Here is a 12949-nt window from a genome sequence, read left to right as displayed (position 1 = left end):
ATTGAAACTGCTGGCGCCTTCGGGCAAAACATCCGGGCGCCACCAAGGGGCGCAATCAGGGGGCAGCAGTGATCGAGCTGGACAACGTGGGCTACAATTACGGCGGCGGCGAGCTGCTGAATGCCGTGTCGGTGCAGCTGGCGCCGGGCTCCTTCCATTTCCTGACCGGTCCGTCCGGCGCGGGCAAGACCACGCTGCTGAAACTCTGCTACGGCGCGCTGACGCCGACGGCGGGGCGGGTGCGCGCCTTCAACATGGATGTGCAGGGGCTGGACCGCGACCAGATGGCCTTTCTGCGCCGCAGGGTCGGGGTGGTGCACCAGGACTGCCGGTTCCTCGACCATCTGCCGGTGGTCGAGAACATCGCCCTGCCGCTGCTGGTCTCGGGGCGGGAGCTGTCGCATGAGGAAGCCAATCTGCATGAGCTGCTGAGCTGGGTCGGCCTGTCGGACCGCGCCCATGCGCTGCCGCCGGAACTGTCGGGCGGCGAGCGGCAGCGGGCGGCGCTGGCCCGCTCGGTGATCCTGTCGCCGGATGTGATCATCGCCGATGAACCCACCGGCAACGTGGATTGGGAAATGTCGCAGCGGCTGCTGCAGCTGCTGGTGGAGCTGAACCGGATGGGCAAGACGATCCTGGTCGCGACCCACGACCTGTCGCTGATCCGCGCCGCCAAGAACCAGGTGCAGGCGCGGGTGCTGCGGATCTCCAGCCGGCAGCTGCAGCTTGCGGGAGCGGACCTGTGACCGATGGCCGGCTGCGCAAGCTGATCCTGGGCGACACCCAGGCCAACCGGGTGGTGCCGCCCAGCGGCTTCACCGCCCATCTGACCCTGTTCGTGGCGGCGGCCATGGGGTTTCTCGCGGTGTTCGCCCTGGCGCTGTCGATGGCCTCCGGGCGGCTGGCGGACCAATGGGCCTCGGAGCTGGCGCGGGCTGCGACTCTGCGCATCAATGCCCCGGCCGAGCAGCGCGCGGCCCAGACCGAGGCGGCGCTTGAGATCCTGCGCCAGACGCCGGGCGTGGCCACAGCGCGGGCGCTGACCGGCGAGGAGCAGGCGGCGCTGCTGGCGCCCTGGTTCGGCTCCAGCCTGCCCGCGGGCAGCCTGCCGCTGCCGCAGCTGATCGAGGTGACCGGCGATGATCCCGGCTATGATGCTGCCGGGCTGCGCTTGCGGCTGCAGGCCGAGGTGCCGGGCGCGGTGCTGGACGACCATACCCGCTGGCGTGCGCCGCTGGTGGACGCGGCGCGGGCCCTGCGCAGGCTGGCCTGGGTCTCGATCCTGCTGATCGGCGGCGCCACCGCGGCCATGATCACCCTGGCCGCCAATGCGGCGCTGGCCGCCAATGCGCAGGTGGTTGAAGTGCTGCGTCTGGTCGGGGCGCTGGACAGCTATATCGCCCAGGCCTTCATCCGCCGCTTCACCCTGCGGGCGCTGACCGGCGCCGCCGCAGGGGTGGCGCTGGGCATGATCGGGGTCCTGCTGATGCCGCAAGCCTCGGATGAGGGCGGCTTTCTCACCGGGCTCGGCTTTCAGGGCTGGGGCTGGCTGGTGCCGCTGCTGATCCCGCCGCTGGGGGCGCTGGTGGCCTTTGCCGCCACCACCCGCGCTGCCACCAAACGTTTGGGAGTACTGTCGTGAAGAACCCGGTCCAATGGCTGCGCTCCGTGGTCTTTGAACTGCAGCTGGCGGTGTCGATGCTGGTGCTGGGGCTGCTGTTCGCGCCCTGGGCCGCGGTGTCGCGCAGGGGCGCCAAATTCGCCTGCAAGACCTATGCCCGCTGGATCCTGTGGACCGCGCGCTGGATGGTCGGCATCCGCACCGAAGTGCGCGGCCCGGTGCCGGAGGGCGAGGTGATCATCGCCGCCAAGCACCAGAGCTTTCTCGACATCCTGATCATCTTCGACGCGGCGCCGTCGCCGCGGTTCATCATGAAGCGCGAGCTGCTGTGGACGCCGGTGATCGGCCTTTATGCCAAGCGGCTGGGCTGCGTGCCGGTGGACCGCGGCAAGCGCGGCGCGGCGATCGCCAGGATGGTCAAGGACGTCGCGGCCGAGACCAGCGAGCCGGGCCAGCTGATCATCTATCCCCAGGGCACCCGCGTGGTGCCGGGCGCGCAGAAACCCTATAAGGTGGGCACTGCGGTGCTTTATGAGGGGCTGGCGCGGCCCTGCGTGCCCGCGGCCACCAATGTCGGCCTGTTCTGGCCGCGCAAGGGGCTGCTGCGCAAGCCGGGCCTGGCGGTGGTCGAGTTCCTGGAGCCGATGGAGCCCGGCATTCCCCGCAATGACTTCATGCGCCGGCTGGAGCAGCGGATCGAGCACCGGTCCGACGAATTGATGCGGGAAGCGGGGTTTGTGCCGGATGGAGTTTATCAGTAGCAGTGACGAGCTGGAGGCGCTTTACGGGGAACCGGGAGCGCCTTCCTTGCGCAAGGTGGCACGGCAGATGACGCCGCTGTACCGCAAATGGATCATGGCGTCGAAGCTGTGCATGCTGGCCACGGCCGGCCCCGAGGGCACCGACGGCAGCCCGCGCGGCGACGACGGCCCGGTGGTGCGGGAGCTGGACCCCGAGACCCTGGCGCTGCCCGACTGGCGCGGCAACAACCGGCTGGATTCCCTGCGCAATATCGTGCGCGACGGGCGGGTGTCGCTGATGTTCCTGGTGCCGGGATCCAACAATGTGGTGCGGGTGAACGGCGTGGCGCGGCTGACCGCTGATGCGGATTTGCGGGCGCGGTTCGAAAAACACGGCAAGCAGCCCGCCACGGTGATCGTGATCAAGATCGGCGAGATCTACAGCCAATGCGCCCGTGCGATGCTGCGGGCGGGCACCTGGAAAGGGCTGGACGAAAGCGCGGGCCTGCCCACGATGGGCGAGATTCTGGCCGAGCAGACCGCGGGCGAAGAGGGCGGTGCCGCCTATGACGACGCCTGGGACGCCAGGGCAGCACAGACCATGTGGTAGCTGCGCCTCCGGGCCGCTGATCCAAGGAAATTCAGAATTTCCTTGGCAAAAGTTTTCAGAAAACTTTTGCGGCGGCGCTTGGCGGAACGGGCGGCGAACAGAGTAAAGGGCAGCTGTTTGCAGCTGCCCTTTTGTGTTTTCCTGAGATGCGGTCCCGGTTCAGCTGTGGATCGGGCCGTCGCCGCAGGCCAGCGCGGCCTCGCGCACCGCTTCGGAATAGGTCGGATGCGCGTGGCAGGTCAGCGCCACATCCTCGGCCGAGGCGCCGAATTCCATCGCCACGCACAGCTCGTGGATCATGTCGCCCGCCGCCGGGCCGATGATCGCCGCACCCAGGATGCGGTCGGTTTCGGCGTCGGTGATGATCTTGACAAAGCCGCCCTCGGCCTGATGCACGGCCTTGGCGCGGGCGTTGCCCATGAACATGAACTTGCCGACCTTGACCTTGCGGCCCTCGGCCTTGAGCGCGTCCTCGGTGGCGCCGACGGTGGCGACTTCAGGCGTGGTGTAGACGACGCCGGGAATGACGCCATAATTCACATGGCCGTGCTTGCCGGCGATCACCTCGGCCACGGCCATGCCCTCGTCCTCGGCCTTGTGGGCCAGCATCGGGCCTTCGATCACATCGCCGATGGCATAGATGCCGGGAATATTGGTGCGCCAGTGTTCGTCCGCGGCGATCTGGCCGCGCTCGGTCATCTTGATGCCCAAGGCGTCCAGCCCCAGCCCTTCGCTGTAGGGTTTGCGGCCGGTGGCGACCAGCACCGCGTCGGCGTCCAGCGTGACCTCATCGCCGCCTTTCTTGGGCTGGTATTTGACCTTGGCCTTGGTCTTGGTGGTCTCCACCCCCTGCACCGCGGCGCCGAGGATGATGTTGAGGCCCTGCTTCTCCAGGATCCGCTTGAACGAGCGCTGCACGTCCTTGTCCATCCCGGGACAGACCGCGTCCATGTATTCCACCACCGTCACCTCGGCGCCGAGGCGGGCATAGACCGAGCCCAGCTCCAGCCCGATCACGCCGGCGCCGATCACCGTCAGTTTCCTGGGGATCTTCGGCAGCTCCAGCGCGCCGGTGGAGGAGACCACGATCTTCTCGTCGATCTCCACCCCCGGGATCGAGGCCGGCACCGAGCCGGAGGCGATCACGATGTTCCTGGCCTCGTGGATCTCATCACCCACCTGCACCTTGCCGGCCGCCGGAATGGATGCCCAGCCCTTGATCCAGTCGATCTTGTTCTTTTTGAACAGGAACTCGATGCCGCTTGTGTTCTGGCTGATCACCTCATCCTTGTAGGATTTCATCTGGTCCCAGTCGACCGAGGGGCTTTTGCCCTTGAGGCCCATATGGGCGAAGTTGTGCTCTGCCTCATGCAGCAGGTGGGTCGAATGCAGCAGCGCCTTGGAGGGGATGCAGCCGACGTTCAGGCAGGTGCCGCCGAGGGTCTCGCGGCCCTCCACCACGGCGGTCTTGAGGCCCAGCTGGGCGCAGCGGATGGCACAGACATAGCCGCCGGGGCCGGCGCCGATTACGATCACGTCATAAGATGCCATTAAGAAGTCCTTTCGTCAGAATTGGGTGCGGGCCGGGGGGGTGCCGTCTGGGCACCATGCGTACACCAGCTGTGCACCGCCTTGGAGGTGTTTCTTGGGTTGCGGGCCGGGGAGGGGGCGCTGCCCCCGGCCCTGGCGGGCCTCCCCCGGAGTATTTGGGCAAAGGTGAATAGTCACGCGGGAGCCCCCCGCAAGCCGCGCGGCGGGGCCACCGCTGATCAGGGCGCTTTGGCGGTTGGCCGGTTTTGCCGCCAGCGCGGGGCTGAGGAAGACCGGGGCGGTCTCCAGGACGTTGACAATCGCACGCGGCGCCGAGCCTGCCAGCGCGCTGCGGCTAGCGGACGTGCCGCGCGGGCGTGCGGTCCAGGTATTGCCGGCGGAAAACTTCAGGAAGAAGCTGCCGCAACTCATATGAAGCAGGGCAGGAATGGAGAGGCAGGCAAGGCCCCAGAGTGGGAGGGTCATGGATGCGCCCGCTCAGTCAAGGCTAATTGCCCCTGCGCGTCACAGCACTTTGCAAAGTACTCTAATCTACTTTGCGGCATTTCGAATACGCAGCCATTGAATTGCCCGAAACACAGGAAACACCCAACCGAATAGGGCGAACAGGAGAACTGCTCCCCATTTGTAGTAGTTTGAAAATGTATCCGCTCCGTAATAGGCAAAGGCAACCATCAGCAGCCAACCAACAAGCTCTGCAAAAAGCTTGTGCTTTGGATGGCTCTCTCGCAGCTTTTGCCACCGGGATAGATAGTCAGCGAAACGGCGAGACGGAGCTGGTTGCCGGGGCGGAAGATCCGCGTAGGTCTTCAGGACGTACCTGCTTTTTCTCGTCTCGCCTTGGCTCATGCTGTTACAGATCCATCAGCAGACGGCGCGGATCCTCCAGCGCTTCCTTGACGCGGACCAGGAAGGTCACGGCGCCTTTGCCGTCGACGATGCGGTGGTCGTAGCTCAGCGCCAGATACATCATCGGGCGGATCTTGATCTCGCCGTTCACCACCATCGGACGGTCCTGGATCTTGTGCATGCCGAGGATGCCCGACTGCGGCGGGTTCAGGATCGGCGAGGACATCAGCGAGCCGTAGACGCCGCCGTTGGAGATGGTGAAGGTGCCGCCCTGCATCTCGGCCATGCTGAGCTTGCCGTCGCGGGCGCGCGCGCCTTTCTCGGCGATGGCTTTCTCGATCGCGGCAAAGGACATCGCATCGGCATCGCGGATCACCGGCACCACCAGCCCGGTCGGGGTGCCGGCGGCGACGCCCATGTGCACGAAGTTCTTGTAGACGATGTCGGTGCCGTCGATCTCGGCGTTGACTTCCGGCACCTCCTTCAGCGCGTGGCAGCAGGCCTTGGTGAAGAAGGACATGAAGCCCAGTTTGACGCCGTGCTTCTTCTGGAACAGCTCCTTGTACTCGTTGCGCAGCGCCATCACCTCGGTCATGTCGACCTCGTTGTAGGTGGTCAGCATGGCGGCGGTGTTCTGGCTGTCCTTCAGGCGCTTGGCGATGGTCTGGCGCAGGCGGGTCATCTTCACCCGTTCCTCGCGCGCGGCATCGTCAGCCGTGACCGGGCCGCGCACCTGGGCGGGGGCCGGAGCCGGAGCGGCGGGCGGGGCGGCCTTGGCGGCAGCCACGGCAGCGGCGACGTCTTCCTTCATGATGCGCCCGTCGCGGCCGCTGCCGGCGACCTCGGAGGCATTCAGCCCGGCCTCGGCCATCGCCTTTTCGGCGGAAGGGGCGTTGGCCACATCCCTGGCGGGAGCGTCGGCGGCGGCGGAGGGGGCCGGTTCCGCCGCGGGCGCGGCGGACGCCGCCGGAGCTGCGCCGGAAATCACGCCGAGCTTGGCGGCGGCGGCAACGGTCTCGCCCTCGGCGGCGGTGATTTCGGCAAGCACGCCGGCGGCCGGGGACGGGACCTCGACCGACACTTTGTCGGTTTCCAGCTCGCACAGCATTTCATCCTGCGCGACGCTGTCGCCGACCTTCTTGAACCAGGTCGAGACGGTGGCTTCGGAGACGGATTCGCCAAGCGCCGGCACGGTAATGTCGGTGCTGGCGGCGGCGTCATCGGCCCGCGCCGCTGCGGCAGAGGCAGAGGCATTTGCCTTGGGTTTCACGGTTTCCGGCCCCGCGGCGCCGGCCTCGGCGATATTTGCCAGCAGCGCGTCGACGCCGACGGTCTCGCCTTCCAGGGCGACGATATCCGCCAGCTTGCCGGCCGCGGGCGAGGGCACCTCGACCGTCACCTTGTCGGTTTCCAGCTCGCAGAGCATTTCATCAGCTGACACGGAGTCGCCGGGTTTCTTGAACCAGGTGGCCACGGTGGCCTCGGTCACGGATTCGCCCAGGGTGGGTACGCGGACTTCGGTTGTCATATCTGTTTATCCTCAGATGCTCAGCGCTTCGTTCACGAGGGCTGCTTGTTGGGCTTTGTGTTCGCTGGCCAGGCCGGTTGCGGGCGAGGCCGAGGTGGCGCGGCCGGCGTAGACCGGCCGTGTGTGCTTGGCGCCGATCCGGGTCAGCACCCATTCGATATTGGGCTCGATGAAGGTCCAGGCGCCCTGGTTCTTGGGCTCTTCCTGGCACCAGACCATTTCCGCCTGCTTGAAGCGCTCCAGCTCCTTCACCATCGAGATCGCCGGGAACGGGTAGAACTGCTCGACCCGCATCAGGTAGACATCGTCGATGCCGCGGGCGTCGCGTTCCTCCAGCAGGTCGTAATAGACCTTGCCGGAGCACATGACGACGCGCTTGATCTTGTCGTCCGCCACCAGCTGCGTGTCGGAGTTGCCTTTCTGGGCGTCATCCCACAGCACCCGGTGGAAGCTGGAGCCGGTGGTGAAATCCTCGGCGCTGGACACCGCCATCTTGTGGCGCAGCAGCGATTTCGGGGTCATCATGATCAGCGGCTTGCGGAAGGTGCGGTGCAGCTGGCGGCGCAGGATGTGGAAGTAGTTCGCCGGCGTGGTGCAATTGGCCACGATCCAGTTGTCCTGGCCGCACATCTGCAGGAAGCGCTCCAGCCGGGCGGAGGAGTGCTCCGGCCCCTGGCCCTCGAAGCCGTGCGGCAGCAGGCAGACCAGGCCGGACATCCGCAGCCATTTGCTTTCGCCCGAGGATATGAACTGGTCGAACATGATCTGGGCGCCGTTGGCGAAATCGCCGAACTGGGCTTCCCACAGGGTGAGCGCGTTGGGTTCCGCCAGCGAATAGCCGTATTCAAAGCCCAGCACCGCGTATTCCGACAGCGCCGAGTCGATCACGTCGTACTGCGACTGGCCCGCACGGATGTTGTTGAGCGGGTAGTAGCGCTCCTCGGTCTCCTGGTTGACGATGCCGGAATGGCGCTGCGAGAAGGTGCCGCGGGTGGCGTCCTGGCCTGCCAGGCGGACCGGGTAGCCTTCCAGCATCAGCGAGCCGAAGGCCAATGCCTCGCCGGTGGCCCAGTCGAAGCCATCGCCGTTTTCGAACATCTTGGCGCGGGCGTCCAGGAAGCGGCCGACGGTGCGGTGCAGCGGGAAACCCTCCGGCACCCGGCTCAGCGCGGTGCCGATTTCGGCCATGGTCTCCGGCGCGATTGCGGTGCTGCCGCGCTGGTAATCGGCGTCCTTCTTGTTCAGATGCGACCAGCGCCCGTCGAGCCAGTCGGCCTTGTTGGGCTTGTAGTCCTTGCCGACCTCGAACTCCTCGTTCAGATGGGCCTGGAAGGCGGCCTTCATGTCCTCGATCTCGCCCTCGGGGATGAGGCCGTCCTTGACGAGCCGGTCGGTGTACAGCGTCAGCGTGGTCTTGTGGCCCTTGATCTTCTTGTACATCAAGGGGTTGGTGAACATCGGCTCATCGCCTTCGTTGTGCCCGAAGCGGCGGTAGCAGAAGATGTCGAGCACCACGTCCTTGTGGAACTTCTGGCGGAATTCGGTGGCCACCCGGGCGGCATGCACCACCGCCTCCGGATCGTCGCCGTTGACGTGGAAGATCGGCGCCTCGACCACCAGCGCGTTGTCGGTGGGGTAGGGCGAGGAGCGCGAGAAATGCGGCGCGGTGGTAAAGCCGATCTGGTTGTTCACCACGATATGCATGGTGCCGCCCGCCTTGTGGCCGCGCAGGCCGGACAGGGCAAAACATTCCGCCACCACGCCCTGGCCGGCAAAGGCGGCATCGCCGTGCAGCAGGATCGGCAGCACCTGGCTGCGGTCGGCATCTCCCAGCTGGTCCTGCTTGGCGCGGACCTTGCCCAGGACCACCGGGTTCACCGCCTCGAGGTGCGAGGGGTTGGCGGTCAGCGACAGGTGGACGTTGTTGCCGTCGAACTCGCGGTCGGAGGAGGCGCCGAGGTGGTATTTCACATCGCCCGAGCCATCCACGTCCTCGGGCTTGAAGCTGCCGCCCTGGAATTCGTTGAAGATCGCCCGGTAGGGCTTCTGCATCACGTTGGCGAGGATGTTGAGGCGGCCGCGGTGCGGCATGCCGATCACGATGTCGCGCACCCCCAGCGCGCCGCCGCGCTTGATGATCTGCTCCATCGCCGGGATCAGGCTTTCGCCGCCGTCGAGGCCGAACCGCTTGGTGCCGGTGTATTTGACGTGCAGGAACTTCTCGAAGCCCTCGGCCTCGACCATCTTGTTGAGGATCGCCTTGCGGCCCTCGCGGGTAAAGCGGATTTCCTTGTCATAGCCCTCGATCCGCTCTTTCAGCCAGGCGGATTGCTCGGGATCGGAAATGTGCATGTACTGCAGCGCGAAGGTGCCGCAATAGGTGCGTTTCACGATCTCGACGATCTGGCGCATGGTCGCAACCTGCAGCCCCAGCACGTTGTCGATGAAGATCGGCCGGTCCAGGTCGCCGTCGGTGAAGCCGTAGGTCTTGGGGTCCAGTTCCGGATGGCGGGCGGCGGCGCGCATGCCCAGCGGATCGAGGTCGGCCGCCAGATGGCCGCGGATCCGGTAGGCCCGGATCAGCATCAGCGCCCGGATCGAATCCAGCACCGCGCGCTGCACCTGGTCGTCGGTCAGCTCAACCCCCTTGGCGGCGGCCTTGGCCTTGATCTTCCTGCCGGCGCCCTTGGCCTCTGCCGGGGCGGGCCATTCGCCGGTCAGCGCGCCGGTGAGATCGTCGTCCAGCGCCGGCGGCCAGTCATTGCGCGCCCAGGAGGGGCCTTTGGCCTCGGCCTTCACGTCCAGTTCGGCGTCGCCCATCTGGCGGAAGAACTCCGCCCAGGCGGCATCCACCGCATTCGGGTCATTGGCGTACTGGGCATAAAGCTGCTCCAGATACTCCGCATTGTGCCCCTGCATGAAGGAGGAGGCGTGAAAGAGGTCGTTGGGGCTTTGTTCGGTCATTGGTGTGCCTCATCGGCTGTGAGTTCTGCGGGAGGAGCAATTGGCAATGAAATTCCGGTCATGGCGTGAGCGTCCGACGAAATGTTCAAGGAAGTCTCAATCGCGGCTGTATCAGTGGGAAAGAACCTGCCTTTCGATGAAACCGCTGTGGGGTCGCCGCTGACAGGCGGCAGCGTGAACGCGCCGCTTGCAACCGTATCAAATTCGCCAGGCGCCCCGTCTTGCGCGGCGGCTGCCGAAGTGCGGGCTGCTTTGCTGCCGTCAGTTGCAAACAGGGAGCATGCGTGTTTCCAACCGCTTCTGCCGCGTTCAGCGGACAGTTCAGCGTCCGTCCGGGCGCCTGAATCCCGGACCTTGTCCCCGCCCGGACAGGGGGCCGCCATCGCGCCGGCCAGACCGGGCAGCCCGCCCTTGGCAGGCATAGCCGCGCGCCGGAGCCTGGCAAGGCCGGGGCGCGCGGCTGCGAAATGAGTGGTTTGGAGGAAGCAGCCGGGGCTGTGGTCAGTCATCATCGGCCTCATGCGGGCTGGGGCCGCGGAAGGTTGAAAAACGGATCGGCTTTTCCGGGCTTTCGGGCATTTGCGTCCTCCGGATGCCGGGAATAGCCGCCATGCTCGAACATCCAGGCCAGCTGGTCGCATGTGGCCCGGGCGGTTTCCGTGTCGAAGTAGTCGGACACCGGGATGCCGCTGAGACGTGAGGTCTTGTCCTTGGAGCGCGGCATCTCCGCGGCATTGACCGGCAGCCCCAGGCGTTCTGCCATTTCCGCGGTGTCGCTCACCAGCGCCTCGAAGCGGATGAAACCGTCCAGAATGAACTTGCCTTTGCGGTGCACGATCGACTTGTCGGCTTTCATGTTCCCTTCGAGGATGAACCGGCGGAAGGCGGCGCGGGCGGCGTCCAGACTGCTGAACGGCGGCAGGCCGCCCGCGTCGCGCAGCCAGAAGAAGAGCGAAACCGACCTGTCAAAAGGGTTCCGCAGGCAGGACAGCTTGCGGTAGGTCTGCCACTGCTCCCGCGGCAGTTCCCTTCGGACCTGATAGGCCGGCATGTGGGAGCGCCAGACCGAGGGCGGCTCGGTCTTCTCGCCGAGCAGACGAAATCCCACGATCCCGTGTTTGCTGGCGCAGCCGGACGTCCGTTCGGTCACGGTGCGGCCGGGTGGCGTGCAGAGCGGTTCCAGCAGCATCTCGATCGATGTGCCTGCTGTTTTCCTCGTCTTGAGGAAAATGAATTTGTGGTCGTGACAAACCAGAACCATGCTCTCTTCCTTCGCACCCGGCCGGCTGGCGGCCTCAGCCGATGGCCTTCAGCACCGCTTCACCCAGGCCCGCCGGGCTTTCGGCGACGACGATGCCTGCGGATTTCATTGCCTCGATCTTGTCCTCGGCGCCGCCCTTGCCGCCGGCGACAATCGCGCCCGCGTGGCCCATGCGGCGGCCCGGAGGCGCGGTGCGGCCGGCGATGAAGCCTGCAACCGGCTTCTTGCGGCCCTTTTTCGCCTCGTCTTTCAGGAACTGGGCAGCCTCTTCCTCGGCGGAGCCGCCGATTTCGCCGATCATGATGATGCTCTCGGTCTCGTCGTCGGCCAGGAACCATTCCAGCACGTCGATATGCTCGGTGCCCTTGATCGGGTCGCCGCCGATGCCGACGCAGGTGGACTGGCCGAGGCCCACGTCGGAGGTCTGCTTCACAGCCTCATAGGTCAGGGTGCCGGAGCGGGAGACCACGCCGACGGTGCCGCGGCGGTGGATGTGGCCCGGCATGATGCCGATCTTGCAGGCATCCGGGGTGATGACGCCAGGGCAGTTGGGGCCGATCAGCACGGAGGAAGAGTTCTCCAGCGCCCGCTTCACCTTCATCATGTCGAGCACCGGGATGCCTTCGGTGATGGCCACGATCACGTCCATTCCGGCGTCGATCGCCTCGAGGATCGAATCCGCGGCAAACGGCGGCGGCACGTAGATCACCGAGGCATTGGCCTCGGTCTTGGCCTTGGCCTCGTGCACGGAGTTGAAGACCGGCAGGTTCAGGTGGGTCTGGCCGCCTTTGCCGGGGGTGACGCCGCCGACCATCTTGGTGCCGTAGGCGATGGCCTGTTCGGAGTGGAAAGTGCCCTGCGAGCCGGTAAAGCCCTGACAGATGACCTTGGTGTTTTCGTCGATGAGGACTGCCATGTTGTCGGTTCCTTCAAGCGGTATGTGTGTGTTGGGTCTGCGGGGTGGCCAGGGAACGGCCGTCGAAGCGGATTTTTTCGAGGGTGGCCCGCCCCAGGACCACGCTGGGAAGTATTCGGAAGCCGCCGCGGAACTCATAAATCCCGCGGCGGAGTTTCTGGCGGACCAGAGGCCAGCCCTTGGGCCGGTGGCGCGCCGGGCCGATGGCGTGTTCGTCCGGCGCCTCGTTGCCCTGTTCGGCCAATGCCGGCTGGACCTGGTAGACCCTGATGCCGCGCGCAGGCTTTGAGGCATCGAAGTTGAACAGCAGGTTGTCCAGCGTGATGTCGAACGGGCGGCTGTCCAGCAGGTGCTGCGCCGCCCGGCGCGAGATCGCATAAGCGGCACCGCCTGCGTGGCGGGACAGCATCCGGCGCACCTCGCGGCCCAGATGGGTGACGCCATCCCTGCCAAGTGCGACCTGCAGCCTCGTGGCCCGCCAGCGTTCGAACTTGACGATGCCGGCATCCGCGGGCCACCAGGACAGATCCGCCAGCCAGGCGCCGGTGTCGGGCGACAGGAAGACGTCATCCTCCAGGATCAGCGCCACATCGGCGTCCGAGGCCAGGAAGGTTTCCCAGGCCTTGGCATGGCTGAGGGTGCAGGCCATGTCCTTGGTCTGGAAGTAGCCCCAGCTGCCCTCGGAAGCGCACTGCGTGAGCATCTCCGCGCGGCTGACCCGGGTGCTGTCCACCGCATCGATGCGCACAGCCGAAAGCCCGGCCTGATCCAGCTCCCGCTGCATCAGCTCCGCCCGGCCGGTGGCCTGCCGCAAGCCTATGAGGTAGACAGCGGCTTTCACGAGAAACGAGCCAGTTTGACAGCAAATGTACCTTCAGAACATTTTGCGTTCTTCAGATGCAAATGCTT

Annotated in this window: 11 protein-coding genes; 4 read left to right on the top strand and 7 right to left on the bottom strand. The window is 66.0% G+C overall.

Going from position 1 to position 12949, the window contains the following annotated elements:
* Positions 1-68: 68 nt before the first annotated feature.
* The 4 genes from OKQ63_RS15610 to OKQ63_RS15595 are packed head-to-tail and all read left to right on the top strand — an operon-like array spanning position 69 to position 2971.
* Positions 69-746: a cell division ATP-binding protein FtsE gene (locus OKQ63_RS15610; protein ID WP_264210963.1), complete on the top strand. Its 678-nt coding sequence runs from the start codon at positions 69-71 to the stop codon at positions 744-746.
* Positions 743-1642: a cell division protein FtsX gene (locus tag OKQ63_RS15605; RefSeq protein WP_264210962.1), complete on the top strand. Its 900-nt coding sequence runs from the start codon at positions 743-745 to the stop codon at positions 1640-1642. The genes OKQ63_RS15610 and OKQ63_RS15605 overlap by 4 nt, the downstream gene beginning before the upstream one ends.
* A complete protein-coding gene (locus OKQ63_RS15600) occupies positions 1639-2382 on the top strand; it encodes a lysophospholipid acyltransferase family protein (RefSeq protein WP_264210961.1) in 744 nt (247 codons plus the stop codon). The genes OKQ63_RS15605 and OKQ63_RS15600 overlap by 4 nt, the downstream gene beginning before the upstream one ends.
* Complete coding sequence (locus OKQ63_RS15595; RefSeq protein ID WP_264210960.1) at positions 2366-2971, top strand: pyridoxamine 5'-phosphate oxidase family protein; 606 nt, start codon at positions 2366-2368, stop codon at positions 2969-2971. Before OKQ63_RS15600 ends, OKQ63_RS15595 begins: the two co-directional genes overlap by 17 nt.
* Before the next feature lie 159 nt (positions 2972-3130).
* On the opposite strand, the gene lpdA is transcribed toward OKQ63_RS15595, so the two are convergent.
* From lpdA to OKQ63_RS15560, 7 genes are all read right to left on the bottom strand, one after another.
* The gene (gene lpdA / locus OKQ63_RS15590; protein ID WP_264210959.1) at positions 3131-4522 is read right to left on the bottom strand and encodes a dihydrolipoyl dehydrogenase; all 1392 of its coding nucleotides are present in this window, start codon (positions 4520-4522) and stop codon (positions 3131-3133) included.
* A 531-nt stretch (positions 4523-5053) separates the two neighbouring features.
* On the bottom strand, positions 5054-5371 hold the full coding sequence (locus OKQ63_RS15585) for a hypothetical protein (RefSeq protein ID WP_264210958.1): 318 nt from the start codon (positions 5369-5371) through the stop codon (positions 5054-5056).
* Positions 5372-5375: 4 nt separating this feature from the next.
* Positions 5376-6899 (bottom strand): 2-oxoglutarate dehydrogenase complex dihydrolipoyllysine-residue succinyltransferase, encoded by a 1524-nt coding sequence (gene odhB, locus OKQ63_RS15580; protein ID WP_264210957.1) that lies wholly within the window; start codon positions 6897-6899, stop codon positions 5376-5378.
* 12 nt (positions 6900-6911) lie between these two features.
* Complete coding sequence (locus OKQ63_RS15575; RefSeq protein WP_264210956.1) at positions 6912-9863, bottom strand: 2-oxoglutarate dehydrogenase E1 component; 2952 nt, start codon at positions 9861-9863, stop codon at positions 6912-6914.
* A 517-nt stretch (positions 9864-10380) separates the two neighbouring features.
* A complete protein-coding gene (locus OKQ63_RS15570; protein WP_264210955.1) occupies positions 10381-11124 on the bottom strand; it encodes a sulfotransferase family protein in 744 nt (247 codons plus the stop codon).
* 34 nt (positions 11125-11158) lie between these two features.
* Positions 11159-12040, bottom strand: coding sequence for a succinate--CoA ligase subunit alpha (gene sucD, locus OKQ63_RS15565; RefSeq protein WP_264210954.1), 882 nt, complete (start codon positions 12038-12040; stop codon positions 11159-11161).
* A 13-nt stretch (positions 12041-12053) separates the two neighbouring features.
* Complete coding sequence (locus OKQ63_RS15560; protein WP_264210953.1) at positions 12054-12881, bottom strand: glycosyltransferase family 25 protein; 828 nt, start codon at positions 12879-12881, stop codon at positions 12054-12056.
* Positions 12882-12949 lie beyond the last annotated feature (68 nt).

This window comes from Leisingera thetidis (assembly GCF_025857195.1).
Classification (GTDB): Bacteria; Pseudomonadota; Alphaproteobacteria; order Rhodobacterales; family Rhodobacteraceae; genus Leisingera; species Leisingera thetidis.
The sequence above is the reverse complement of the archived record's forward strand: the minus strand, read 5'-3'. Positions and strand labels throughout refer to the sequence as shown.